The sequence below is a fragment of the Pseudomonas sp. ZL2 genome (assembly GCF_054788455.1).
Genome location: NZ_JBGOGX010000034.1, coordinates 18,736 through 43,742 on the forward strand (window position 1 = coordinate 18,736; position 25,007 = coordinate 43,742).

The 25,007-nt window shown below is 62.5% G+C and carries 25 protein-coding genes and 3 tRNA genes; 5 read left to right on the forward strand and 23 right to left on the reverse strand.

The features are described 5' to 3' along the window. Positions 1–46: 46 nt before the first annotated feature. The 6 genes from acpP to ABM562_RS19900 all read right to left on the reverse strand — a co-directional run bounded on the left by acpP (position 47) and on the right by ABM562_RS19900 (position 4,042). Positions 47–283 carry an acyl carrier protein gene (gene acpP / locus ABM562_RS19875; protein ID WP_003175607.1) on the reverse strand — a complete coding sequence of 79 codons (237 nt, stop codon included), beginning with the start codon at positions 281–283 and terminating at the stop codon, positions 47–49. A 196-nt stretch (positions 284–479) separates the two neighbouring features. After that, positions 480–1,220 carry a 3-oxoacyl-ACP reductase FabG gene (fabG, locus tag ABM562_RS19880; protein ID WP_134061782.1) on the reverse strand — a complete coding sequence of 247 codons (741 nt, stop codon included), beginning with the start codon at positions 1,218–1,220 and terminating at the stop codon, positions 480–482. 16 nt (positions 1,221–1,236) lie between these two features. After that, complete coding sequence (fabD, locus tag ABM562_RS19885) at positions 1,237–2,175, reverse strand: ACP S-malonyltransferase (RefSeq protein WP_460423051.1); 939 nt, start codon at positions 2,173–2,175, stop codon at positions 1,237–1,239. A 129-nt stretch (positions 2,176–2,304) separates the two neighbouring features. Continuing rightward, positions 2,305–3,315, reverse strand: coding sequence for a phosphate acyltransferase PlsX (gene plsX, locus ABM562_RS19890; RefSeq protein WP_115085924.1), 1,011 nt, complete (start codon positions 3,313–3,315; stop codon positions 2,305–2,307). 3 nt (positions 3,316–3,318) lie between these two features. Continuing rightward, on the reverse strand, positions 3,319–3,501 hold the full coding sequence (rpmF, locus tag ABM562_RS19895) for a 50S ribosomal protein L32 (protein ID WP_010223221.1): 183 nt from the start codon (positions 3,499–3,501) through the stop codon (positions 3,319–3,321). A gap of 13 nt (positions 3,502–3,514) precedes the next feature. Further along, entirely contained in the window at positions 3,515–4,042 is a 528-nt protein-coding gene (locus tag ABM562_RS19900; protein WP_115085923.1) for a YceD family protein, read from the reverse strand. Between the two features lie 95 nt (positions 4,043–4,137). Between ABM562_RS19900 and ABM562_RS19905 the strand changes: the two genes are divergently transcribed. Continuing rightward, complete coding sequence (locus ABM562_RS19905; RefSeq protein ID WP_115085922.1) at positions 4,138–4,716, forward strand: Maf family protein; 579 nt, start codon at positions 4,138–4,140, stop codon at positions 4,714–4,716. A 104-nt stretch (positions 4,717–4,820) separates the two neighbouring features. On the opposite strand, the gene ABM562_RS19910 is transcribed toward ABM562_RS19905, so the two are convergent. The 3 genes from ABM562_RS19910 to rluC are packed head-to-tail and all read right to left on the reverse strand — an operon-like array spanning position 4,821 to position 7,435. Further along, entirely contained in the window at positions 4,821–5,804 is a 984-nt protein-coding gene (locus ABM562_RS19910) for a S49 family peptidase (RefSeq protein ID WP_115085921.1), read from the reverse strand. Next, entirely contained in the window at positions 5,797–6,489 is a 693-nt protein-coding gene (locus tag ABM562_RS19915; RefSeq protein WP_115085920.1) for an HAD family hydrolase, read from the reverse strand. Before ABM562_RS19915 ends, ABM562_RS19910 begins: the two co-directional genes overlap by 8 nt. Then, positions 6,479–7,435, reverse strand: a complete 957-nt coding sequence (rluC, locus tag ABM562_RS19920) for a 23S rRNA pseudouridine(955/2504/2580) synthase RluC (protein WP_115085919.1) — start codon at positions 7,433–7,435, stop codon at positions 6,479–6,481. The genes ABM562_RS19915 and rluC overlap by 11 nt, the downstream gene beginning before the upstream one ends. A gap of 745 nt (positions 7,436–8,180) precedes the next feature. Here rluC and rne point away from each other — a divergent pair. Next, positions 8,181–11,345: a ribonuclease E gene (gene rne, locus ABM562_RS19925; protein ID WP_346617841.1), complete on the forward strand. Its 3,165-nt coding sequence runs from the start codon at positions 8,181–8,183 to the stop codon at positions 11,343–11,345. Positions 11,346–11,509: 164 nt separating this feature from the next. Here rne and murB read toward each other — a convergent pair whose 3' ends face one another. From murB to ABM562_RS19965, 8 genes are all read right to left on the reverse strand, one after another. Further along, positions 11,510–12,529 (reverse strand): UDP-N-acetylmuramate dehydrogenase, encoded by a 1,020-nt coding sequence (murB, locus tag ABM562_RS19930; protein WP_346617842.1) that lies wholly within the window; start codon positions 12,527–12,529, stop codon positions 11,510–11,512. Next, on the reverse strand, positions 12,526–12,990 hold the full coding sequence (locus ABM562_RS19935; protein ID WP_460423055.1) for a low molecular weight protein-tyrosine-phosphatase: 465 nt from the start codon (positions 12,988–12,990) through the stop codon (positions 12,526–12,528). The genes murB and ABM562_RS19935 overlap by 4 nt, the downstream gene beginning before the upstream one ends. After that, positions 12,990–13,754, reverse strand: a complete 765-nt coding sequence (gene kdsB / locus ABM562_RS19940) for a 3-deoxy-manno-octulosonate cytidylyltransferase (protein ID WP_115085915.1) — start codon at positions 13,752–13,754, stop codon at positions 12,990–12,992. The genes ABM562_RS19935 and kdsB overlap by 1 nt, the downstream gene beginning before the upstream one ends. Further along, complete coding sequence (locus tag ABM562_RS19945; RefSeq protein WP_038994143.1) at positions 13,751–13,936, reverse strand: Trm112 family protein; 186 nt, start codon at positions 13,934–13,936, stop codon at positions 13,751–13,753. Before ABM562_RS19945 ends, kdsB begins: the two co-directional genes overlap by 4 nt. Before the next feature lie 38 nt (positions 13,937–13,974). Continuing rightward, complete coding sequence (lpxK, locus tag ABM562_RS19950; protein ID WP_115085914.1) at positions 13,975–14,985, reverse strand: tetraacyldisaccharide 4'-kinase; 1,011 nt, start codon at positions 14,983–14,985, stop codon at positions 13,975–13,977. Then, positions 14,985–15,416: an ExbD/TolR family protein gene (locus ABM562_RS19955; protein WP_010223210.1), complete on the reverse strand. Its 432-nt coding sequence runs from the start codon at positions 15,414–15,416 to the stop codon at positions 14,985–14,987. The genes lpxK and ABM562_RS19955 overlap by 1 nt, the downstream gene beginning before the upstream one ends. After that, positions 15,413–16,048: a MotA/TolQ/ExbB proton channel family protein gene (locus ABM562_RS19960; protein ID WP_166675661.1), complete on the reverse strand. Its 636-nt coding sequence runs from the start codon at positions 16,046–16,048 to the stop codon at positions 15,413–15,415. Before ABM562_RS19960 ends, ABM562_RS19955 begins: the two co-directional genes overlap by 4 nt. A gap of 70 nt (positions 16,049–16,118) precedes the next feature. Next, a complete protein-coding gene (locus ABM562_RS19965; RefSeq protein ID WP_460423058.1) occupies positions 16,119–18,341 on the reverse strand; it encodes a DNA internalization-related competence protein ComEC/Rec2 in 2,223 nt (740 codons plus the stop codon). A 143-nt stretch (positions 18,342–18,484) separates the two neighbouring features. Between ABM562_RS19965 and ABM562_RS19970 the strand changes: the two genes are divergently transcribed. After that, positions 18,485–19,027 (forward strand): DUF2062 domain-containing protein, encoded by a 543-nt coding sequence (locus tag ABM562_RS19970; RefSeq protein ID WP_115085911.1) that lies wholly within the window; start codon positions 18,485–18,487, stop codon positions 19,025–19,027. Here the strand turns inward: ABM562_RS19970 and ABM562_RS19975 are convergent. From ABM562_RS19975 to ABM562_RS19985, 3 genes are all read right to left on the reverse strand, one after another. Next, positions 18,995–19,774 carry an ABC transporter permease gene (locus ABM562_RS19975; RefSeq protein WP_115085910.1) on the reverse strand — a complete coding sequence of 260 codons (780 nt, stop codon included), beginning with the start codon at positions 19,772–19,774 and terminating at the stop codon, positions 18,995–18,997. The two genes, ABM562_RS19970 and ABM562_RS19975, sit on opposite strands and share 33 nt — an antisense overlap. Beyond that, positions 19,771–20,703 (reverse strand): ABC transporter ATP-binding protein, encoded by a 933-nt coding sequence (locus ABM562_RS19980; RefSeq protein ID WP_115085909.1) that lies wholly within the window; start codon positions 20,701–20,703, stop codon positions 19,771–19,773. The genes ABM562_RS19975 and ABM562_RS19980 overlap by 4 nt, the downstream gene beginning before the upstream one ends. A gap of 139 nt (positions 20,704–20,842) precedes the next feature. Beyond that, the gene (locus ABM562_RS19985; RefSeq protein ID WP_115085908.1) at positions 20,843–21,466 is read right to left on the reverse strand and encodes a glutathione S-transferase family protein; all 624 of its coding nucleotides are present in this window, start codon (positions 21,464–21,466) and stop codon (positions 20,843–20,845) included. Between the two features lie 183 nt (positions 21,467–21,649). Here ABM562_RS19985 and ABM562_RS19990 point away from each other — a divergent pair, with 183 nt between their 5' ends. Together ABM562_RS19990 and ABM562_RS19995 are read left to right on the forward strand one after the other, a co-directional pair. Beyond that, positions 21,650–24,097 carry an acyl-CoA dehydrogenase gene (locus ABM562_RS19990; RefSeq protein ID WP_460423060.1) on the forward strand — a complete coding sequence of 816 codons (2,448 nt, stop codon included), beginning with the start codon at positions 21,650–21,652 and terminating at the stop codon, positions 24,095–24,097. A gap of 68 nt (positions 24,098–24,165) precedes the next feature. Further along, complete coding sequence (locus ABM562_RS19995) at positions 24,166–24,573, forward strand: PA2817 family protein (protein WP_045195203.1); 408 nt, start codon at positions 24,166–24,168, stop codon at positions 24,571–24,573. Positions 24,574–24,679: 106 nt separating this feature from the next. Here the strand turns inward: ABM562_RS19995 and ABM562_RS20000 are convergent. The 3 genes from ABM562_RS20000 to ABM562_RS20010 all read right to left on the reverse strand — a co-directional run bounded on the left by ABM562_RS20000 (position 24,680) and on the right by ABM562_RS20010 (position 25,005). Beyond that, a tRNA-Gly gene (locus ABM562_RS20000) sits at positions 24,680–24,755 on the reverse strand. 92 nt (positions 24,756–24,847) lie between these two features. Beyond that, a tRNA-Gly gene (locus tag ABM562_RS20005) sits at positions 24,848–24,923 on the reverse strand. A gap of 6 nt (positions 24,924–24,929) precedes the next feature. Further along, positions 24,930–25,005 (reverse strand) — tRNA-Glu (locus tag ABM562_RS20010). Positions 25,006–25,007: the final 2 nt, after the last annotated feature.

The following is a 25,007-nucleotide window of genomic DNA, read 5'->3' on the forward strand; positions in this document are numbered from 1 at the left end:
AAGGCAGTGCGGTTTTTCCATGACAAGAAGCAACGACTACAACGTCTTAGGCCTGGTGGCTGGTGACGTAGTCGATAGCAGCTTGAACAGTAGTGATCTTCTCGGCTTCTTCGTCAGGGATTTCGGTCTCGAATTCCTCTTCCAGAGCCATCACCAGCTCAACGGTGTCAAGGGAATCGGCACCCAGATCTTCGACGAAGGAAGCAGTGTTCACTACTTCTTCTTCTTTAACGCCCAGTTGCTCGGCGACGATTTTCTTGACGCGTTCTTCGATGGTGCTCATACCTTGTTTTCACTCCTAATGGACATATGTCAGGCAGCTGGCCGGTGTGTAAGTGTATAGAAAGACGTCTGCTTTTCAAGCGCAACACGCCTTACAAGACCACACCCGCCAACCAACTAGAATCTGATTGCAGCTTTATAACGGATTTTAGACAGCTCGTATGACATTTTTTTGAAGCAATCCGTCACATTCGATTTTACATGTACATGCCGCCGTTGACCGGAATGGTCGCGCCGGTCACATAGCCTGCACCTTCAGAGGCCAGGAAAGCCACCACATTGGCGATTTCCTGAGCCTGGCCCAGACGTCCCAGAGGGATCTGGGTCTGCAGGGCTTCACGCTGAGCTTCAGGCAGCTCGCGAGTCATGTCAGTGTCGATGAAACCCGGGGTCACCGAGTTGACGGTAATCGCGCGCGAACCGACTTCACGCGCCAGAGCGCGACTGAAACCTTCCAGGCCCGCCTTGGCAGCAGCATAGTTGACCTGGCCGACGTTACCCATGGCACCGACCACCGAGCCGATGCTGATGATACGACCCCAACGCGCCTTGGTCATGCCACGCAGAACGCCCTTGGACAGACGGTAGAGGCTGTTCAGGTTGGTGTCGATGACGTCGAACCACTCGTCGTCCTTCATGCGCAGCATGAGGTTGTCGCGGGTGATGCCAGCGTTGTTGACCAGGATGGTCGGTGCGCCGAACTGCTCCTGGATCTTGGCCAGGGTGGCGGTGACCGACTCGTCGCTGGTCACGTTCAGTTCCAGGCCGGTACCGGTGACACCGTGCTCCTTGAGGGTCGCGGCGATACGCTCGGCGCCCGAAGCGGAGGTGGCGGTACCGATCACGGTAGCGCCCAGACGGCCCAGCTCCAGGGCGATAGCCTGGCCGATACCACGGCTGGCGCCGGTAACCAGGGCAACTTTACCTTGCAGGCTCATGCAAGTTTCTCCTAAATCAGGCCTGCGCCGCGAGGGTCGCGGCGAAAGCATCCGGGGTATTGAGGTTAGAGGTGTTGACGCCGTCGGCGCAGCGCTTGTTCAGGCCGGCCAGAACCTTGCCCGGGCCGCACTCGACCAGCTGTACCGCACCATTGGCGGCCAGGGTCTGCACGCACTCGACCCAACGCACCGGCTTGTACAGTTGCTCCAGCAGGTCGCGCTTGAGGGTGTCGAGGTCCGCCGCAACGGCGGCACTGACGTTCTGCACCAGCGGGATCTGCGGGGCCTGCCAGTCGATGGCATTGACCGACTCGGCAAAGCGCTCGGCAGCCGGGCGCATCAGTTCACAGTGCGACGGCACGCTGACCGGAAGCGGCAGTGCACGCTTGGCGCCGGCAGCCTTGCAGGCTTCCATGGCGCGCTCGACGGCCGCCTTGACACCGGCGATCACGACCTGGCCAGGCGAGTTGAAGTTGACCGCACTGACCACTTCGCCCTGGGCAGCTTCAGCGCAGATACCCACGACGACAGCGTCGTCCAGGCCGAGAATTGCCGCCATGGCGCCCTGCCCGGCCGGAACGGCCTCTTGCATGAGTTCGCCGCGACGCTTGACCAGCTTCACAGCGTCACCCAGGCTCAGGCTGCCAGCGGCAACCAGGGCGCTGTATTCGCCCAGGCTGTGGCCGGAAACGAATGCCGGGCGCGCGCCGCCCTCGGCCAGCCACAGGCGCCACAAGGCGATCGAAGCGGTGAGGATGGCCGGCTGGGTTTTGTCGGTTTGGTTGAGTTGCTCTTCCGGACCGTTCTGGGTCAGCGCCCAGAGGTCATAGCCCAGAGCCTCGGAGGCCTCACGGAAGGTATCAATGACCAGCGGATACTGGGCGCCCAGCTCGGCGAGCATGCCGAGGGACTGCGAACCTTGACCGGGAAAGACGAATGCGAGGGATGCAGACATTGAACAAGCCCCTAGTGATCTTGTCGTCGGAAATAAAGCGCCCAGCACCAGGCTGAGCACAAGAAACTGAAGAGTTGGATGGTAACGAGGACCAAGCGGTCACATTTAACCACTTCCTGAGGCATATGCCTAAAGCAACAGGTCTTCCAGGCGACCGTGCAGGCGTTGCGGCAGGTTCTCCTGGATCTCGATCAGCGCCCGCTGGATGGCGCTCTGGAAGCCCTGCACGCCGGCAGAACCATGACTCTTGATGACGATGCCCTGCAGGCCGAGGAAGCTTGCGCCATTATGTCGCGCCGGCGCCAGGTCAGCCTGCAACCGGCGCAGCAGCGGCATGGCCACAGCCCCGGCCAGGCGCGCGCCAAGCCCGCCCTTGAACAGGGCCTCGATGCGCGAGCCGATCATGGTCGCCAGGCCTTCGCTGGACTTGAGCAGGATATTGCCGACAAAGCCGTCGCACACCACCACATCCGCCTCGCCACGGTACAGTCCGTCACCTTCGACGAAGCCGATGTAGTTCAGACCGCGGGCGTTCTGCAGCAGATTGGCAGCAAGCTTGACCTGCTGATTACCCTTGATGTCTTCGGTGCCGACGTTGAGCAAGGCCACACGCGGCCGGGAGATCCCCAGGGCCTGGGCGGCCACCGAGCCCATAACGGCGAACTGGTAGAGGTTTTCCGCGCTGCAGTCGACATTGGCGCCCAGATCGAGCAACTGACAATAACCGGTTTGGGTGGGAATGGCGGCAACCATGGCCGGGCGATCGATGCCGGGCAGGGTTTTCAATACATAGCGCGACAACGCCATCAGCGCACCGGTGTTGCCGGCACTCACGCAGGCGTGAACCTTGCCATCACGCAATAGTTCCAGGGCCACGCGCATGGACGAATCGGGCTTGCCGCGCAGCGCCTGGGACGGCCGCTCGTCCATGCCGATCACTTCGCTGGCGGCCACGATCTGCAGGCGCGCGCGATCCGCTGCCGACTGGCCAGCGATAAGATCTTCAAGGAGGGAGGGTTGACCGACGAGGGTCAGGTGCAGCGAGGGGGTAGCCGACAGGCAAGCAATACTCGCCTGAACAATGCTGCGGGGACCGAAGTCCCCGCCCATTGCGTCAATCGCGATGATCTGAGCGGACAAGGATTACTCGTCAGCGCCCTTGTCGATCACTTTACGACCACGGTATACGCCTTCTGGCGATACGTGGTGACGCAGGTGCACTTCACCAGTGGTTTTCTCTACGGACAGAGCGTTTTCCGAGAGGGCGTCGTGCGAACGGCGCATGTCACGGGCAGAGCGGGATTTTTTGTTCTGCTGAACAGCCATAATTGATTAACTCCTAAACGTTTGGGTCACGCTTTAACTGCGCCAATACACTGAACGGGTTGGACCGTGTTACCTCGTCCTTGCTCGGTTCGGGCTCATCGGCGCCCGCCGGCTGCTGGCATTCTTCCGGATGATGAGCAGGCACGATAGGCAAGGCGAGCAGAAGCTCCTCCTCGACCAAGGCCTGCAGATCCAAAGGATCTTCGCCCAGTTCCAGCACGTCATAACCTTTCGGCAACGACTGGGTATTCGCACCCTCCTTCACCACGGCGTATGTAGTTTCGCTGTGGATCGGCAGGGTGACCAGCTCAAGACAACGCTGGCAAACCATCTTGACCTCGACGTGCAGGTCGGTGTGGATAACCACAGCCTTTTGCTCGTCGCGCTCAAAATCGAATTTAGCCTGCACCGTACCGACAGTGTCGGAAAGCGGGTCGCAGAGTCTCTCCAAATCGGCGAGTTGTAGTGTTCCTTCGAGGGAAACACCACGATCGGCCAATTTGCGCGGGTCAACGTGAGGTGGAATCGGGTCATTCAACATAGGCGCAGCATTCTAGGGATGACCCCCGCCCCTGTCAAAGGAAATTCGGCCCCGTTCAGCATGTTAGAATCGTTTCACCTGCCCAGGAGTCTATCATGCTGCCTTTATTACTGGCTTCCAGCTCACCTTACCGGCGCGAACTGCTCGAACGCCTGCGCCTGCCATTTAGCTGGGCGTCCCCGGATATCGACGAACAACGCCTGATTGAAGAACCCGCCCTTGACCTGGTCAAACGCCTGGCCCGGGAGAAAGCCCAGGCCCTGGCCGACAGCCACCCCGGACACCTGATCATTGGCTCCGACCAGGTCGCCGTGCTTGGCGAGCAGATCCTCGGCAAACCCCACACCTTTGAACGCGCCTGCGAGCAACTGCTGGCCGCCAGCGGCAATCACGTCACCTTTCTAACCGGCCTGGCGCTGCTCAACAGCGCTACCGGCCACTGCCAGGTCGACTGCGTGCCCTTCACGGTGAACATGCGCGAGCTGGACCTGCCGCGCATCGAGCGCTATCTGCGCGCCGAGCAACCCTACGACTGTGCCGGCAGCTTCAAGGCCGAAGGCCTGGGTGTGAGCCTGTTCCAGAGCACCCACGGGGTGGATGCCACCAGCCTGATCGGCCTGCCGCTGATTCGCCTGGTGGATATGCTGCTGACTGAAGGCGTGAACCTGCCCTGACACCTGCGGGAGCGAGCGGTCATATCGATATCGCAGGGCAAGCCCGCCCCTACACAAATAAAAAGCCGACCTCGAAGGGTCGGCTTTTTCAATGCACCAGACAATCAGCGCAGCGATGGCCCCTGGAAGCCCATCCACATGGCCAGGTGCTCGGCAACACTGGCACCCAGGCGCTTGGAGAAGCGGTCGAACGGCGACTCCTCGACAGTGAAGTCAACCAACTCCTTCTCCCCCACCACCTCGCGCGCCACATAGCCAGCACTGCCCAGGCCATCCACCAACCCCAGCGCCAATGCTTGCTCGCCCGACCAGATCAGGCCACTGAACAGTTCAGGGTGTTCTTTGTCCTTGAGGCGCTCGCCACGGCCCTGCTTGACGCTGGCAATGAACTGCTTGTGGGTGGTTTCCAGCACACCCTGCCAGAACGCCGTCTCCGCAGGCTTTTGCGGCTGAAACGGATCGAGGAAGGCCTTGTGCTCACCCGCGGTATAGGTACGGCGCTCGACACCCAGCTTCTCCATGGTACCGACAAAACCGTAACCGGCCGCAGTCACACCGATGGAGCCAACCAGGCTGGCCTTGTCGGCGTAGATCTGATCAGCAGCACTGGCAATGTAATAGGCACCGGAAGCCCCCAGGTCACTGATGACGGCGTACAGCTTGATTGCCGGGTATTCGGCGCGCAGACGGCGAATTTCATCGTAGATGTAACCCGACTGCACCGGACTGCCACCCGGGCTGTTGATGCGCAGGATCACCGCCTTGGTTTTCGGGTCCTTGAACGCTTCACGCAGACCACCCACGATATTGTCGGCGCTGGCTGGCTCCTGGTCAGCGATCATGCCGCGCACTTCGACCAGCGCGGTATGGCTGACACTGCGCGAGGCCGTCTTGTCCATGTCCATCAATGGAGTAAACAGGGCAAGGATGCCGAACAGATAGACGAAGGTCAGCAGCTTGAAGAAAATCCCCCAGCGCCGGGCCCGACGCTGCTCCTGAACACCGGCCAGCAGGGTTTTCTCCAGCAGCTTCCAGCTCTTCTGCTCTTCGTTGCCTTCGGCGCTGGGCGCCTTCCACTCGTCAGCCATGCTCACCTACCCTGGAATGTGCCGCCACAGGCGAGCGACGAAGCCAGGCCTGCAACTGCGAAAAATGATCGATACACACCTGTGGCCCGAAGGCGCTCAAGGCCTCCAGCGACATGGCGCCGTAGCCAACCGCGACCGAATGCATGCCGGCATTGCTGGCCATCAACAGGTCGAATGATGAATCTCCGACCATCAACGCACGCTGCGGCTCGACCTGGCAATGAGCAAGGATCTCCTCGAGCATCTGCGGGTGCGGCTTGCCCCGACTCTCGTCGGCCGCCCTGGTGATGTCGAAGTAACCCTCCCAACCGTTGGCGCGCAACACCCGATCAAGCCCGCGGCGGGCCTTGCCGGTAGCCACCGCCAGGCGATAGCCCTCGGCACGAAAGCCCTCCAGCGACTCGACCACACCGTCGAACAGTGGTGAAGGCTGGTCGTCCAGAGCCATGTAGACGTCAGCGTAATGCTGGCGGAACGCAGCCACCTGGACAGCATCGAGGTGCGGATACAGCACACTGATGGCTTCGGGCAACGCCAGGCCAATTATACCCTTGACCGCCTCGTCATCGCAGGTCGCATAGCCCGCGCGACCGGCGGCCAGGTGCATGGCCTCGACAATCCGACCAATGGAATCGGCGAGGGTGCCGTCCCAGTCAAAGATCAGCAGGTCGTAATCACGCTGCACTCAGGCGCTCCACGGTCTTGGCCCACATATCGTCCACCGGCGCCTCGAGCTTGAGCTCGCCGCCATCAGGCAGCGGCACGGTCAGGGCGTAGGCATGCAGGAACAGGCGCTTGCCACCCAGGTCGCGGATCTCGCGGGTGAAATCTTCATCGCCATACTTGCTGTCGCCGGCGATGCAATGCCCGGCATGCAGGGCATGTACGCGAATCTGGTGGGTGCGCCCGGTGATCGGCCGCGCCTCGACAATCGTCGCGAACTCGCCAAAACGGCGCAGCACACGGAAGATCGTCAGCGCCTCTTTACCCTCGTCGTTGACCTCAACCATACGCTCGCCGGAGCGCAGGTTGCTCTTGAGCAACGGGGCATTGACCTGCTTCTTGGCGGTGGCCCAGTGACCGCGAACCAGCGCCATGTAGCGCTTGTCGACACCATCACCACGCAGGGCGGCGTGCAGGTGACGCAACATGCTGCGCTTCTTGGCGATCATCAACAGGCCAGAGGTGTCGCGGTCCAGGCGATGGACCAGCTCCAGCTCCTTGGCATCCGGACGCATCTGACGAAAGGCTTCGATCACACCAAAATTCAGGCCGCTGCCACCATGCACGGCAATGCCGGCGGGCTTGTTGAGCACAATCAGGGCCTTGTCTTCGTAGACGATCGCCGCCTCGAGACGTTGAAGCAAACCCTGGGCCACCGGCACCGGTTCGTCGCGCTCAGGCAGACGAACGGGCGGCACGCGCACGATGTCACCGGCCTGCAACTTGTACTCGGGCTTGATCCGGCCCTTGTTCACGCGCACTTCGCCTTTACGCAAAATGCGGTAAATCAAGGTCTTGGGAACACCCTTGAGCGCAGTGATGAGAAAATTATCGATTCGTTGGCCGGCAAGTTCCGGCGCGACCTCGATCAGCTGGACGCCGGAGGTCGGAGGGGCATTAGTCGTCATTTGCCAATCATAACAATTTTTTATGGATTTGAAGCACTTAATGATTGCTGCTATAGTCGCGAACGCCGCCAAAAGCGGCTGGCCAGCGGACTCACGGCTTATAGCCGGCCCTGACCGACGCAATTCTCGAGGACGCGAGGCCGTCCGACGGGGCTTTCGCCAGTTTACAGAAATGCCTGGAATCGCCACCAGCGCCGCGCAGAGAAGACCGATAAAAAACTACAAGAGCGGTATTTCACCCTCCCCCACGTTTTTTTTCGCTGCCACTCTGTCAGTGCCGTCAATTTCACGCAGTCATGGCGACGGCTTCGGAAATACCAGCCTTGGACATAAAAGGCGCGGGCTCCCGTATGGAGCTGGCGAAAATGCAACCCGTTGCGGATTCAGCGCGCGGCAGCACCCGAATTATCAGGGATACGTGTAGGGTGGAGATGCACAACCGTCGGACCGTGTAGCACTGCGTCCAGTCCACCGGCCTATTGGCCAGGCGACCGGACCCGGTCTTGATCAAGATGCCCCACGGGCGTCCACGGCCGAAGGCTGATTCCTCCTCCTGACTGAGTGCATTTGACACCACAGCAAGCAGGACGCGTCGTCGCGACTTCGGCAGTACTGGGTGACCAGTCGGACTCGAAAGTTGCTGGACACGGGGGTGGCCCGCCACCCCTTGCGCACCTGACACAGACCGTGAGAAGTCGTGTGTGCCGAACGCCGTTTCCGGCAGCCCGGAAACCGACGGTATTACATGAAAAGAATGCTGATTAACGCGACTCAACCCGAAGAGTTGCGTGTAGCTCTGGTGGACGGCCAACGTCTCTACGACCTGGACATCGAGTCCGGCGCGCGTGAGCAGAAGAAGGCCAACATCTACAAAGGCCGGATCACCCGGATCGAACCTAGCCTTGAAGCCGCTTTCGTCGACTTCGGCTCCGAGCGTCACGGCTTCCTGCCGCTGAAGGAAATCTCCCGCGAATACTTCAAGAAGTCGCCCGAAGGCCGGGTGAACATCAAGGAAGTGCTCAGCGAAGGCCAGGAAGTCATCGTCCAGGTCGAGAAAGAAGAGCGCGGCAACAAGGGCGCCGCCCTGACCACCTTCATCAGCCTGGCCGGTCGTTACCTGGTACTGATGCCGAACAACCCGCGTGCCGGTGGCATCTCCCGTCGCATCGAAGGCGAAGAGCGCAACGAACTGCGCGAAGCCCTCAACGGCCTGGTCGCCCCTGCCGACATGGGCCTGATCGTGCGCACTGCCGGCCTTGGCCGCAGCAGCGAAGAAATGCAGTGGGACCTCGACTACCTGCTGCAGCTGTGGACCGCGATCAAGGAAGCCTCCCAGGACCGCGCCGCGCCATTCCTGATCTACCAGGAAAGCAACGTCATCATCCGCGCCATCCGTGACTACCTGCGTCAGGATATCGGCGAAGTACTGATCGACAGCATCGACGCCCAGGAAGAAGCCCTGACCTTCATCCGCCAGGTGATGCCGCAGTACGCCAGCAAGATCAAGCTGTACGAAGACAGCGTGCCGTTGTTCAACCGTTTCCAGATCGAAAGCCAGATCGAAACCGCCTTCCAGCGCGTCGTCGACCTGCCGTCCGGCGGCTCGATCGTCATCGACCCGACCGAAGCCCTGGTCTCCATCGACATCAACTCGGCGCGCGCCACCAAAGGCAGCGACATCGAGGAAACCGCCCTGCAGACCAACCTGGAAGCGGCTGAGGAAATCGCCCGCCAGCTGCGTCTGCGTGACATCGGCGGCCTGATCGTGATCGACTTCATCGACATGACCCCGGCCAAGAACCAGCGCGCCGTGGAAGAAAAAGTCCGCGAATGCCTGGAAGCCGACCGTGCCCGCGTACAGGTTGGCCGCATCTCGCGCTTCGGCCTGCTGGAAATGTCCCGTCAGCGCCTGCGCCCATCGCTTGGCGAAAGCAGCGGCATCGTCTGCCCACGCTGCAGCGGCACCGGCATCATCCGTGACGTCGAATCGCTGTCGCTGGCCATCCTGCGCCTGATCGAAGAAGAAGCCCTGAAAGACCGCACCGCCGAAGTCCGCGCCCAAGTGCCGATTCCGGTTGCAGCCTTCCTGCTCAACGAAAAACGCAATTCGATCACCAAGATCGAGCTGCGCACCCGGGCCCGTATCGTCATTCTGCCGAACGATCACCTGGAAACCCCGCATTTCGAAGTCCAGCGCCTGCGCGACGACAGCCCGGAAGCCCTTAGCGGCCAGTCCAGCTACGAAATCACCGCCGCCGAGACCGAAGAAGTCCAGCCGACTGCCGCCACCCGCACCCTGGTGCGCCAGGAAGCCGCCGTCAAGACCGCTCCGGCCCGCGCCAACGCCCCGGTACCTGCCGAAGCTGCCGCACCAGTGGCCGCTCCGGTCCAGCACACACCTGAGCCAAGCCTGTTCAAAGGTCTGGTGAAGTCGCTGGTCAGCCTGTTCGCCGGCAAGGACGAACCTGCCGCCGCAGCGCCTGTGGTTGCCGAGAAGCCTGCCACCGAACGCCCGCAGCGCAACGAAGAACGCCGCAACGGTCGCCAGCAGAGCCGCAACCGCAACGGCCGCCGTGATGAAGACCGCAAACCGCGTGAAGAACGTGCCGAGCGCGCCCCACGTGAAGAGCGTCAGCCACGCGAAGCCCGCGAAGAAGCACCTGCCCGTGAAGAGCGCGCACCACGTCAACCGCGTGAAGAGCGTCAACCACGCGCACCACGTGAAGAACGCCGCCCTCGCGAGGACCGTCCGGTCCGCGAACTGCGCGAGCCACTGGACGCAGCCACCCCGGCCGTAAGCGAAGAACGCCCTGAACGCGCCCCGCGCGAAGAGCGTCAGCCTCGTGAAGAACGCGCCCCACGCGAAGAACGCGCACCACGTGAAGAGCGCGCACCGCGCGAAGAACGTGCTCCGCGTGAAGAACGTGCCCCACGTGAAGAGCGCCAACCGCGTCCGCCGCGTGAAGAGCGTCAGCCTCGCCCAGCCGAACAGGCTGCTGAAGCTGCTGAAGAGCAACTGCCGAACGAAGAGCTGCTGCAGGATGACAACCTGGAAGGCACCGAAGGCGAACGCCCTCGCCGCCGCTCCCGTGGCCAGCGTCGCCGCAGCAACCGTCGCGAGCGTCAACGCGATGCCAACGGCAACCTGGTAGAAGGTTCGGAAGAAGGCAGCGAAGAGCAGCCGCAAGCCACCGAGCTGGGTGCTGAACTGGCCGCTGGCCTGGCCGTGACTGCCGCTGTTGCCACCAGCAACATCAGCGCCGCTGCCGAAGCCGAAGCCAACCAGCAGGCCGAACGCGCCACTGCCACAATCGAAGAGCCGGCTGTTGTTGAAGTTGCTACCAGCGAAACCGTCGTCGTCGAAGCTGCTCAGCCAGTGGTTGAAGCCTCTGAAGTCGCCGAAGTGGTTGAAACCGCTCAGGCTGCTGAAGTCGCTGCCGCACCGGTTGTCGAGCAACCCTTTACTGCCCCGGTCGAAGCACCAGCAGCAGTAGAAGCCAGTATCGCTCCAGTAGTCGAAGCCCCTGTTGCTGCGCCAGCTGAAGTGGTCGAGCCTGTTGCCGCGGTCGAGCCAGAGCCTGAAGTCCAGGCACCGGTTGTGGCCGAGCCAGTGGTTGCCGTCGAAGCAGTCGAAGCGCCTGCGCCAGTTGTCGAGCCAGCACCGGTTGAAGAGCCGGCACCTGCTGTCGAAGCACCGGCCAGCGCCCTGACCAGCAGCGGTCGCGCGCCGAACGATCCACGTGAAGTACGCCGTCGCAAGCGTGAAGCCGAAGCTGCCGCAGCCGCCGCTGCAGCGGTCGCCGCCGAAGCCAGCGCTGCCGTAGTCGCTGAAGAAGCGCCTGCTGCACCGGCTGAACAAGTGGTCGAAGAGAAACTGGAAACCGCAGAAGAGCATAAACCGCTCGTCTGATCATCCAGGCTGAAAAAAAGCCCCGCCAGGTAACTGGCGGGGCTTTTTTTATGGCCTGTGGGAGCGGGCTTGCCCCGCGATATTGCCAGTGTAGCCAGCACAGCAGGCAACACCTGTACCTCAATCGCGGGGCAAGCCCGCTCCCACAGAACAACACAGCGTATTCAGTACAGGTTCGGCTCCATTTCCAGCTCAACCCCGAAGCGCTCAAGGATATCGGCCTGGATTTTCTGCGCCAGCTGATGCAACTGCACCCCGGTCGCCTGGCCATAGTTGACCAGCACCAACGACTGCAAGCGGTGCACCCCGGCATCGCCTTCACGATGGCCCTTCCAGCCCGCCTGCTCGATCAACCAACCGGCAGCCAGCTTGAACTGGCCATCAGCCTGTGGATAAGCCACCAGCCCCGGATACTGCAAACGGATCCTGTCAGCCAGCACTGCAGCCACCACCGGGTTCTTGAAGAAACTCCCGGCATTACCCAGCTCAAGCGGATCGGGCAGTTTCTCTCGCCGAATGCTGCAAATCGCATCACTGACGTTTTGCGCGGTCGGACGACTGACGCCCTGCTCGCTCAGGCGCTGACGCACCGGGCCGTAATCCAGATGGGCATGCATGACCCGACTCAAGGCAAAGCGCACACGCAGGATCACCCAGCGCCCCGGATTACGCTTGAACAGGCTGTCACGGTAGGCAAAGGCGCACTCTTCCAGGCTGAAGTCGCGCAGTTCACCGGTCTGGCGATCCAGCGCGGTAAGCCCGGCGAACACATCCTTGATCTCGACACCGTAGGCGCCAATGTTCTGCATCGGCGCAGCGCCCACCGTGCCGGGGATCAAACTGAGGTTCTCCAGCCCGGCCAGCCCCTGGGACAAGCTCCACTGCACGAACGGATGCCAGGGTTCGCCAGCTTCGGCCTCGACCACAACCCGCTCGCCGCGCTCAGTCAGGATGCGCAGGCCACGGCTGGCCATGCGCAGCACCAGCGCCTGGATATCGGCGGTCAGCAGCAGGTTGCTACCGCCACCCACCACCAGCACCGGCACACCCTGCTCACCCGCCTGGGCCAACGCCTGACGCACCTCATCGTCGTTGTGGGCTTCGGTGAAGTACCGAGCCCTCACATCGATGCCAAAGGTGTTATACGGCTTGAGCGATACCTGTTGCTGCCACTGCACGCTCATAGACGACCCTTGAGTTCGATGACCAAACGACTGCAGGCGGCTTCGATCAGGTCGAGGACCTCTTCGAAATCCTGCTCGGCGCCGTAGTAAGGATCCGGCACCTCGTCCAGCGCGCCTTCATAGCGGCGCAGGAACAGGTCCAGCTCGGCCTTGGCCCCGGCCGGGCGCATGGCCTGCAGATGGCCAAGATTGCTCTTGTCCATGGCCAGGATCAGGTCGCATTCATTGAAGTGCGCGACCTTGATCTGCTGCGCACGCTGTTGCGACAAGTCATAGCCACGCATGCGCGCAGTGCGGCAGGTGCGGGTATCCGGCTGCTTGCCGACATGCCAGTCACCGGTACCGGCCGACGCCACTTCGATCAACTCACCCAGACCTTCAGCCTGCAATTGTTGACGCAGCACGCCTTCGGCGGTGGGCGAGCGGCAGATATTGCCCAGGCACACGAACAAAACCCGCATCAGGCCTCCAGCAAGCGCCGTACGCGCTCCAGGTCTTCAGGGGTGTCGACCCCCACCGGCGGCGCATCGATGGCATCGGCAACGTGAATACGCACGCCATGCCAGAGGGCCCGCAGTTGTTCCAGCGATTCTGTCTTCTCCAGCCAACACGGACCCCAGGCGACGAAATCCTGCAGGAAGCCGGCCCGGTAGGCGTACATGCCGATATGACGGCGGTACGGCACACCTTGCGGCAGTTGCTCGCGGCTCTGCGCCAGGGCATCCCGCGCCCAGGGCAACGGTGCGCGGCTGAAGGTCAGGGCCAGACCGTTGCAATCGCTGACCACCTTGACCGCATTGGGGTTGAACAGCGCTTCGACGTCGCTGATCGGTTCGGCCAGGGTGGCGATACCCGCCTCCGGATGGGCAGCCAGGTTGGCCGCCACCTGATCGATGATCACCGGCGGAATCAGCGGCTCGTCACCCTGGACGTTGACCACGATGGCATCGGCAGCCAGGCCCAGCTTGGCAGCCACTTCGGCCAGGCGGTCGGTACCGGAGTCATGGTCTTCGCGGGTCATCAGCACTTCGGCGCCGAAGGCCTCGCAGACCTTGAAGATGCCCGCGTCATCGGTGGCAATCACCACGCGGCTGGCGCTGCTTCTGCGCGCCTGTTCCCAGACGTGCTGGATCATCGGCTTGCCGGCGATCGGCAGCAATGGCTTGCCCGGCAAGCGCGTGGAGCGCAGCCGCGCCGGAATCACAACGGTAAAGGCCAGGCTCATTTGTCCAGACGCTCGTCATCGGTCAGGGTGCGGGCTTCGCTTTCAAGCATCACCGGGATGCCGTCGCGGATCGGGTAGGCGAGACCGGCACCCTTGCTGATCAGCTCGGTCTTGTCGGCGCTGAGCTTGAGCGGGCCCTTGCAGATCGGGCAGGCAAGGATATCGAGCAATTTGGTGTCCATGGAAATTCCTCAGGCCAGTGGCCGGAAAAAGAAATGAATCAGGAGGGCCGCGACCCGGGCAGCAAGCGTGCAAGCTGAGCATCGAACCAGGCCTGAAAGGCCGGCGAAGGCACAGCATCGACCGCAAGGTACCACCAGTCGTCGGCAGCGAAGGCGCGGCATTTGACCGCGTCCTTCTCGGTCATGACCAAAGGCAGCGCAGGGGTGAAGCTCAGGGCCTGCTCGCTGTACTCGGCATGATCGGCAAAAGGGTGTGGCACAGGCCGCCAGTTTAGTCCCTGCAGGGTATTGAAGAAACGTTGCGGGTTACCAATGCCGGCCACTGCGTGCAGGGCCTGGCCGGGCGGAAAACAGTCGAGGCCGTGACGCTCGCCACTGCGCAGATTGACCAGCGCAGTGGGCTGCAGGGCAAAGGCAAAACCATCTGCCCGGTCCGCCGTGGCGCCGTTGTAGAGCACCGCATCGACGTCCTGCAAGCGCTCCACCGGCTCGCGCAAGGGGCCGGCCGGCAGGCAGCGGCGATTGCCCAGGCCGCGGGCGGCGTCGATCAGCACCAGCTCCAGATCACGGGCCAGACGGTAGTGCTGCATGCCGTCATCACAGAGGATCAGGTCCAGCGGCTCGCTGGCCAGCAAGGCTTGCACCGCACGCGAACGGTCCGGGTCGATCATCAACGGCACGCCGCTGCGCTGAACGATCAGCAAAGGCTCATCGCCCGCCTCGGCCGCGCTCTGCTCGGCACGCACGCGCCACGGCAGCTGCGGCGGCTTGGCGCCATAACCACGGCTGACCACGCCGACGCGCAGGCCTTGCTGGCGGCAATGCTCGATCAACCAGAGGATCATCGGGGTCTTGCCGGTACCGCCGACGGTGATGTTTCCCACCACGATCACCGGCACTGGCGCACGGTAACTCTGGCTTTCACCGCTGAGAAAACGCGCGCGCTTGCCCAGCACCACCCGCCGATAGAGGGCTTCGAGCGGACGCAGCAGCCCCAGGGCCGGATGCCCGGCGTACCAGGCATCGAGCAGGCGATCGGCAAAAGCCATCAGGGTGTCCCCTGAGCCGCCTCGACCGTGGTCATGCGCAACTGGCTGAAACCGAGCTTGCCGGCCGCATCCATGGCAGTCACCACCGCCTGATGCGGGGTCTTGCCGTCGGCGCTGATCGACAACGGCAGTTTGGTATCACCTGCGGATTCCTGCTGTAGGGCTTCGGTCAGGGTCGCCAGGTCGCTCTTGGGCAACAGGTGGTTGTTCACCGAGTAGACGCCATCGGCGCTGATGGTGATGTCCAGTTGCTTGAGCTCCGAATCCGGTGCCGGCGCGCCGCTTACCGACTCCGGCAGTTCGACGCGCAGTTGGGTTTCGCGGGTGAAGGTGGTGGTGACCACGAAGAACAACAGCAGGATGAACACCACGTCGATCAACGAGGCCAGGTTGATGTCCACGGTCTCCCGTGGCTTGCGCCGGAATTTCACGCCTTGCCCTCGGCCAGGTCGACATCGCGGTCGCCCTGCACCACTTCGACCAGCTTGATCGCTTCCTGCTCCATGCCAACCACCAGCTCATCGATACGGCGTTGCAGGAAACGGTGGAAGAACACCGCCGGGATACCGACCATCAGGCCGGCTGCCGTGGTGATCAGCGCCTTGGAGATACCACCGGCCAGTACTGCGGCGTTGGTGGACATGCCGGTGCCCATGAAGGCACTGAAGATATCGATCATGCCCAGCACGGTGCCGAGCAGGCCGAGCAGCGGCGCCATGGCAGCGATGGTGCCCAGGGCATTGATGTAGCGTTCCAGTTCGTGGATGACCCGGGCGGCGGCCTCTTCGATGCATTCCTTCATGATTTCGCGGCCATGGCGCGAGTTGGCCAGGCCCGCGGCAAGGATCTCACCCAGCGGCGAGTCGGCGCGCAGGGCCTTGAGCTTGTCACTGGTGAGCTGTTTGTCCTTGATCCACATCCACACCTGGCCAAGCAGGTGCGGTGGCGTGACCCGGCTGGCGCGCAAGGTCCAGAGACGCTCGGCGACGATCGCCATGGCAGCGATGGAGCTCAGAATGATCGGCAGCATCATCCAGCCACCGGACTTGACCAATTCCCACACAGTAAGCATCCCCTCAAAAAAGTCCGCCACTTTACCATAGGACCCCAGGGGGCTCATCTGCCGAAGGTCGTCATCTCGGTTCGCGCCAGAAACGCCGTTGTGCGCGCAGGCCCTGCGGCTCGCCGAACGCGCCCAGTTGCAGGCGCAGCGCACCGTGCTCGACATTGTCGTAGGCCTGGATACCGTGCGTCCGATAGCGTGCCATCACCTCCGGGTGAGGGTGACCGAAGGCGTTGTAACGCCCGCGGGAGATCAGCACGCCACGCGGCGCAGTCGCCTTCAACAAGGCCTCGCTGGATGAGCTGCGGCTGCCGTGATGGGGCGATTGCAGCCAGTCGATCCGGCCCGCCTGCCAGTCCCGCGCCCACGCCCGCTCGCCACGGGCATCGAGATCGCCGGTCAGCAGCAGCTTCTCGCCTTGCGCCTCGACCAGCAGCACACAGGAATCCTGGTTGCTGTCGCCAGCCTCATGCCATTGCCAGAGGGAAAAACCCACCCCGTCCCACTGCCAGTGTTCGCCACTGCTGCAAGGCTGCGCCTTCAGCACCTCAGGCAAGGCCGCGGCTTCCCCGCCAAGCACCCGCAACACCGGCAAGCCGCGTTGCACGGCGCGGGCACCACCGGCATGGTCGGCGTCAGCATGACTGAGCAACATCAGGTCAAGCTTGCGCACACCCAGCTTGCGCAAGCTGGGCAACACCACCCTCTCACCCAGATCGAAATCGCCCATGGCGGGGCCCGCGTCATAGAGCATGGCGTGGTGACGGGTGCGCAAAACAAAAGCCAGCCCCTGGCCGACATCCAGCTGCCAAACCTCGACCTGCCCCACCGGCACGCGCTCTCTCGGCGCAAACACTGCCAGCAGTAGCAATGGCCAGCCGAGCACCCGCATAGGCAAGCCGCGCGGTAACAGCAGCAGGAACGCCCCCAGGCACACCAATAACCAGGCCCAGAAAGGCAGCGGTTGAGGTAGCCATGCCGGTCGCCATAAAGCGACTTCAGCCAGCAAGCGGAACAAGCCATCGAGCACGCCACCAGCCAGCCATAGCAGCCCCTCCCCCAGATACGGCACGGGCAGCAACAGGGTGCCGAGCAACGCCAAGGGCAAGACAGCAAGACTGATCCACGGTACTGCCAGCAGGTTGATCAGTGGTGCCGTCAGGCTCACCGGCAAACCTTGCGCCAGCAACACCGGCAACAAGCCGATGGCGATCAACCACTGGGCGCGACTCCAGGCCAGCCAGGGGTTCCAGGCGCCAAGGCGGCCGCTGAAGGTGAAGATCAGAATGGCCACGGCCATGAATGACAGCCAGAAACCTGGCTGCAAGCTGGCCAGTGGCTCCCACAGCAGCACCGCATTCAGCGCCAGCAACAGCGGTAAGCCAACGCCCAGGTGGCGAAAACGCAGGCGCCAGAGCAGCACCATGGCTAGCATCATGCACGCCCGCTGCACCGGCACCTGAAAACCGGCCAGCAAGCCGTAGGCCAGCGCCGCGGCAAATGCCAGCGCGCACGCCCAAGGCAGCCAGGGCAGCCTTTGCGGCCACCAGCCCAGGCGCGCAAGCCCGGCAATCAAGGCGTACACCAGCCCGGCCAGCAGGCCCACGTGCTGACCAGATATCACCAGCAAGTGCACCGTGCCGGTAGCCTGCAGCACTTGCCAGTCTTGCCGCGCCAACCCGCCACCATCGCCCAGAATCAACGCCACCAGCGTCGCCTCTCGGCCCTGGGCATCGACCGCCAGCAAGCGCTGGCGCAGGCCATCACGCCATGCCGCCGTCGCTGGCAGCAGACGTTCCCCGGCCTTGACACTACCGGTCGCGCCGATACGTCGCGCCAACAGGCTGGCTTCCTGATCCGGGCCGTGAGGATTGAGCAAGCCAGAGGGGCGTTTGAGGCTGACGGCCAATCGCCAATATTCACCGCTGTTGACCGCTGGCCCACCGAACCAGCTGAGCTGCAGCCGTTGCGGCAATTGTCCGCGACGCGACTCGGCGTCGCTCAACTCGAACCGCACCGAGCGCGCCCCCTGCTCCGGCAAGCCGGTGACCCGGCCTTCTATCCACAGGGTACGGCCATCGAGCTGCGGCGCCAGGCGCTCATCCAGCGCCAATTGCGCCGAGACACAGGCCCAGCTCAGTCCCAACAGAAACAGCCCGATTGGCCAGAGCCTTGAAAGCAGACTGGAAAGCCCGATAAATGTCAGCAGGACAAGTGTCCAGACGGACGGCACGACCGGTAGGAACCCGAGGCTGATCAGCCCGAGTGCAAGCGCCAACATCCCTGTGCGCATAAGCGTGAAGCTCCAGAAGTAAACCACCCCCTGAGGCTTAGATCAGTGACAGCAACAGCTCGCTAAATAATTGTCACAAAGTCTGAATAAGGCAGTTTTAGAATCCGTGCATACTGGCACCCTTCAGATTGCCGAGACCCCACATGCCGCGTCGTCTCTTCAAACGCTACATGCCCGATCCGACCAGCATCAGGGAACACAAATCCTTACGCTTTCTCGGCCGGCTGTTGCACGACCCCAACCTCTGGCACCTCAACCGGCATTCGGTTGCGCGCGCCATGGCCGTCGGCCTGTTCGCCGCCTTCATTCCGATTCCGATGCAGATGCTGCTGGCCGCCAGCCTGGCGATCATGGTGCGCGGCAACATGCCGATCGCGGTCAGCCTGGTGTGGCTGACCAACCCGATCACCATGCCGCCGGTGTTCTTCTGCACCTACCAGATGGGCGCCTGGCTGATGCAGATCCCACCGCGCACCCTGCCTGAAGAACTGACCTTCGAGTGGATCACCGACCAGCTGTCGACCTTGTGGCAGCCGTTCTTGCTCGGCTCGGTGGTGTGTGGCGTGTTGCTCGGCGCCCTCGCCTACTGCCTGACCATGCTCTATTGGCGCTGGTGGGTAGGCCGGCAGTGGCGCCGGCGCAAGGTCAAGCAATCAGGTGCGCATTCCTCGCCCGCTGACCAGTAGGCGCGCGCATCCGACGTACAGTACCGCAGTGGCGACCAGCATGAAGCTGATGGCGACGCCAATACGGATATCCGACACGCCGAGAATGCCATAGCGGAACGAGTTGACCATGTGCAGCACCGGGTTGGCCATCGACACGGTCTGCCAGAATGGCGGCAGCAGGGTAATCGAGTAGAACACCCCACCCAGGTAGGTCAACGGCGTGAGCACGAAGGTCGGAATGATCGAGATATCATCGAAATTGCGTGCGAACACGGCGTTGATGAAGCCCAACAGCGAGAAAATCGTCGCCGTCAGCAGCACCACGACTATGGTCACGCCCAGGTGATGCACCTGCAGGTCGGTGAAGAACAACGACAGCAAGGTCACGATCACCCCCACCGCCAGGCCGCGCAACACGCCGCCCAGGGTGTAGCCGACGAGGATGGTGTGCGGCGACACCGGCGACACCATCAACTCCTCGATCGAGCGCTGGAACTTGCTCCCGAAAAAGCTCGACACCACGTTGCCGTAGGAGTTGGTGATCACCGACATCATGATCAGCCCCGGGACGATGTACTCCATGTAGGTAAAGCCGCCCATGTCGCCGATCTGACGGCCGATCAGGTTACCGAAGATCACGAAGTACAGGACCATGGTGATCGCCGGGGGCAGCAGGGTCTGCGGCCAGATCCGGGTGAAACGACGCACTTCGCGGTAGACGATGGTGTTGAGGGCGACCAGGTTGGCGCTCAGTTCCGAACTCATACCGCCACCTTTGCCAGGTTTTTCTCAACCAGGGACACGAACAGCTCCTCGAGACGATTGGTCTTGTTGCGCAGGCTCTGCACCTCGATGTTCTGTAGTGCCAGCTGGCCGAACAGCGCAGTGATGCCCACTTCCTTGTCGACTTGCACTTCCAGGGTGTGCGGGGTGATCAACCGGCACGGATAACCGACCAGGCTTGGCGCCTGGGGCAGGTCCTGCTTGAGGTCGAGCAGGAAGGTCTCGACGTGCAGCTTGCTGAGCAATGCCCGCATGCTGGTGTTCTCGACGATGGTGCCGTGGTCGATGATGCCGATGTGACGGCACAGCTGTTCAGCCTCTTCCAGGTAATGGGTGGTGAGGATGATGGTGATGCCTTTCTGGTTGAGCTCGGTAAGAAAGCTCCACATCGAACGGCGCAGCTCGATATCGACGCCCGCGGTCGGCTCGTCGAGAATCAACAGGCGCGGCTCGTGGATCAGGGCGCGGGCGATCATCAACCGGCGCTTCATGCCGCCGGACAGCGAACGCGACGGTACATCGCGCTTGTCCCACAGACCGAGCTGGGTCAGGTACTGCTCGGCACGCTCCCTGGCCACTTTGGCCGGGATGCCGTAGTAACCGGCCTGGGTCACGACGATGTCGAAGGTCTTTTCGAACTGGTTGAAATTGAATTCCTGCGGCACCACGCCGATGCAGCGCTTGAGCGCGGCGGGTTGGCGATCGAGGTCGTGACCGAAGATGTTCACGCTGCCACTGGTTTTGTTGACCAGGGTCGAGAGGATGCCTATGGTGGTGGATTTGCCGGCGCCATTGGGGCCGAGCAAGGCGAAGAAGTCACCTTCGGCGACATCCAGGTCAATACCCTTGAGGGCCTGGAAACCGTTGCCGTAGGTTTTGGTTAGCTGCCTTATGGACAGAGCAGAACTCATAGCGGGTCGCGTACCAGTTTGGAAGGTTCTAGACGCAGCCGGGCAAGGCCAGCCGCAGTGAATATGATCATGGTGCTTGTCCGTGCCAGACAAGTACAGTCATGTATATCGATAATAACTATCAGGTTGACCGCCTTGATCAGGTCAGCGCGGTCATCACCGCCGCCTGGTAGGCCGGACGCTCCTGCAAGCGCTCGTACCAGGCACGCAAGTGGCGCATCTCGGGGCGCTCGATGGGCATCTCGAACCAGGCGTAGGCAAAGCAGCCCAGGGGGATATCGCCCATGCCCAGGACGCTGCCGGACAGGTACGGCTTATGCGCCAGGGCCTGGTCAGCAATCGACAGCAACTGCGCGCAGGTCTTGTGCGCGGCATTGATGGCCACCCAGTCTTGCTGCTCGGCAGGCGTACGCAGGATGCCCCAGAACAACGGGCGGAACGGTGTGGCCAGGGAAGAAGTGACCCAGTCCATCCACTTGTCGGCCTCGGCGCGCTTGCGCGCATCCGCCTCATACCAGCCAGACGCGCTGCCATACTGCGCCGACAGGTAACGCACGATGGCATTGGACTCCCAGAGCACCAGGCCATTGTCTTCGATCATCGGCACCAGGCCGTTGGGGTTCAGTGCCCGGTACTGCGGTTCGTTCACCAGGCCGAAGGCGCCACCGGCATCGATCGACTCATATTCAAGACCCAGCTCTTCGGCGCACCACAGTGCTTTCCTGACATTCGACGAATTCTTCCTGCCCCAGATCTTGAGCATGATATTTCCCTGATGATTTGGCTGGTCGCCCAGTCTACTCCAGGCGGTCGCGCTGGCAATCGTTTGGCATCCAGGCGAACTCCTGAGTTCATGTCCTGTCACTGTTCAGACAAGCCATTTAGCGGATGCGGTCTAAGCTTCGATGGATGGCGAAATGCCCCAATGTTTCACGGAGGAATTCCTATGTTGCTGTTGTGGTTAGTGGTCCTGGTGATCGGCGTGGCGTACCTGGCCCACCGTCGCATCGCCGCCTTGCCGGCGCTGGGCATCGTTGCCCTGTACCTGCTGGCGATGGGCATTTTCAGCCACGCGCCAGGCTGGCTGCTGACGATTTTCTGGCTGCTGCTGGCCGCAGTGGCTGCCCCCCTGCTGCTCCCCGACCTGCGCCGCAAAGTGCTTACCGCACCGCTGTTCGGCTGGTTCCAGCGCACCCTGCCGCCGATGTCGCAGACCGAACGCGAAGCCATCGACGCCGGCACCGTGTGGTGGGACGGCGAGCTGTTCAGCGGCCGCCCGGACTGGAACACCTTGCTCGGCTACTCCAAGGCCGAACTCACGGAAGAAGAACAGGCGTTCATCGATGGCCCCACCGAAGAACTCTGCGCGATGGTCAGCGACTGGCAGATCGGCCAGGACCTGGACCTGCCGCCAGACGCCTGGGAGCACATCAAGAGCCACGGTTTCTTCGCCCTGATCATTCCCAGGGAATACGGCGGCAAGGGCTTCTCGGCCTACGCCCACTCGCAGGTGGCGATGAAGCTTGCAACCCGTAGCGGTGACCTCGCCTCGACCGTGATGGTGCCCAACTCCCTGGGCCCGGCCGAACTGTTGCTGCACTACGGCACCGACGAGCAACGCAATCATTACCTGCCACGCCTGGCCCGCGGCGACGAGATCCCCTGCTTCGCCCTCACCGGCCCGCTGGCCGGCTCCGACGCCGGCGCCATGCCCGATACCGGGATCATCTGCAAAGGCCAATGGCAAGGCGAGGAAGTTATCGGCCTGCGCCTGAACTGGGAAAAGCGCTACATCACCCTCGGCCCGGTCGCCACCCTGCTCGGCCTGGCGTTCAAGGCCTACGACCCTGAGCACCTGCTGGGCGACAAGGAAGAGCTGGGCATCAGCCTGGCACTGATTCCCACCGACACCCCCGGTGTCGAGATCGGCAAGCGCCACCTGCCCCTGGGGGCCGCTTTCATGAACGGTCCCAACAGCGGCAAGGATGTATTTGTGCCGCTGGACTTCCTCATCGGCGGCCAGGACATGCTCGGCAAGGGCTGGATGATGCTGATGAACTGCCTGTCGGTTGGCCGCTCGATTTCCCTGCCGGCCGTGGGTACCGGCGCAGCCAAGTACACCAGCCTGGTCACCGGCCAGTACGCCCGCATCCGCGAGCAGTTCAATGTGCCGCTGGCAGCCTTCGAAGGCATCCAGGAATCCCTGGCCCGGATCGGCGGCAACGCCTTCCTGATGGATAGCGCGCGCCTGCTCACCGCCAAGGCCGTGGACCTGGGCGAGAAGCCTTCGGTACTCTCGGCGATTCTCAAGTACCACCTTACCGAGCGCGGCCGCGAATGCATCCAGCACGCCATGGATGTGCACGGCGGCAAGGGCATCATCATGGGCCCGAACAACTACCTGGGGCGCAATTGGCAGGGAGCGCCGATCTTCATCACCGTCGAGGGCGCCAACATCCTCTCGCGCAACCTGATGATCTTCGGCCAGGGGGCGATTCGCTGCCATCCGTTCGTGCTCAAGGAAATGGCCCTGGCCGGTCGCGAAGACCACGACCAGGCGCTCAAGGAGTTCGATCACCTGCTGATGCAGCACATCGGCTTCGCCGTGGGTAACGCCGCCAGCACCCTGGTGCTCGGCCTGGGCCTGGGTCACTTCGAGAAAGTCCCAGGCGACGCCTTGAGCCAGGGCTACTTCCGCGCGCTCAACCGCCAGGCGGCGGCCTTCGCCCTGCTCGCCGACCTGTGCATGATGCTCCTCGGTGGCGAGCTCAAGCGTCGCGAGCGTTTGTCGGCACGCCTGGGCGATGTGCTCAGCCACCTGTACCTGAGCTCGGCGGCGCTCAAGCGTTACCACGACCTGAATTCGCCCGAGCACCTGCAACCGTTGCTGCGCTGGGCCCTGGAAGAGAGCCTCGGCCAGGCTGAAAAAGCCCTGGACCGGCTGCTCGACAACTTCCCAAACCGCTTCCTCGGCTGCGCCCTGCGCCTGGTGGTATTCCCCTTCGGCCGCCGTCACACCGGGCCAGGCGATGAACTGGACGCCGAAATCGCCGAGCTGATCGGCCGGGCCAAGGGCGACCCGGCCCTGGAAGAGCTGCTTGCCGGTTGTTACCGGCCACAAGCGGACGGTGACCCGGTTGCCGCCCTGCAACAGGCTTACGATCAACTCAGTGCAGGTGAGCCACTGCGCAAAAAATTGCATCAGGCACTCAAGAGCGGCCAGGTTGTCCCTGCTCCGGGCGAGTCGGTAATCGACGCGGCCCTGCATGCCGGCGTACTCCAGGCCAGCGAGGCGCAAAGCCTGCATGCCGCTGAGTCGGCACGCCGGCGGGTGATCGACGTCGATGCCTTCGACAAGGAGCAACTGCTACCGGCTGACGGCAAGATTCGCTAAGGGCCGGGACATCGGGCGCCGGGAGCCGTATACTCCCGCGCCCGTTTTTGCTCAAGAGGACTGCCTGCATGGCTACCGATCGCCTGGAATACCATCTCGCCCTGCTCACCCACCTGCGCACCATCCTGGTTGCCCTGGGCGAAGCCGAGCAGGTGCCGGAAGAAAGCCACGCGCTGTTTCTGGAGCGCTTCGACGATCTGATGCTGCAACTGCCCGTCGACCCGGAAAGCACCTATCTTGGCCAGGACCTGATGTGCCAGGTCATCCAGCGCTATCCACAGGTCGCGCACCTGGTGCCACGCGACCTGCTGTGGTTCTTTGGCGGCGACTGCCTGCACTTCATGCCGGAGAACGAGCTGGACATGTACCAGGAACTGGAAGAGCGCCGCTTCGAAGCCGAGCAGAATGACGAACCCTTCGACTGGAACCAGGAAAAACAGCTGCTGAGCATGTCGGACGACGACAGCAAGCATTAAGCGATGAAGGTGTGCAGGGCTGACAAACAGCCCTGCCGCCCACAACCAGCGATTAAATAATCGAGACGAAAAAAAACGCCGTTCAAACGAACGGCGTTTCTTTATTTGGAGCGGGAAACGAGACTCGAACTCGCGACCCCGACCTTGGCAAGGTCGTGCTCTACCAACTGAGCTATTCCCGCAAATTTTGTAGCGACCGGTAAATCCGGCAAGAACAAGCGCTGTTGCACTTGCTCCATCACTACAGCGTTATCAAACGCTGGAGCACCATATTTGGAGCGGGAAACGAGACTCGAACTCGCGACCCCGACCTTGGCAAGGTCGTGCTCTACCAACTGAGCTATTCCCGCAAAAAATGGCGTCCCCTAGGGGACTCGAACCCCTGTTACCGCCGTGAAAGGGCGGTGTCCTAGGCCACTAGACGAAGGGGACGA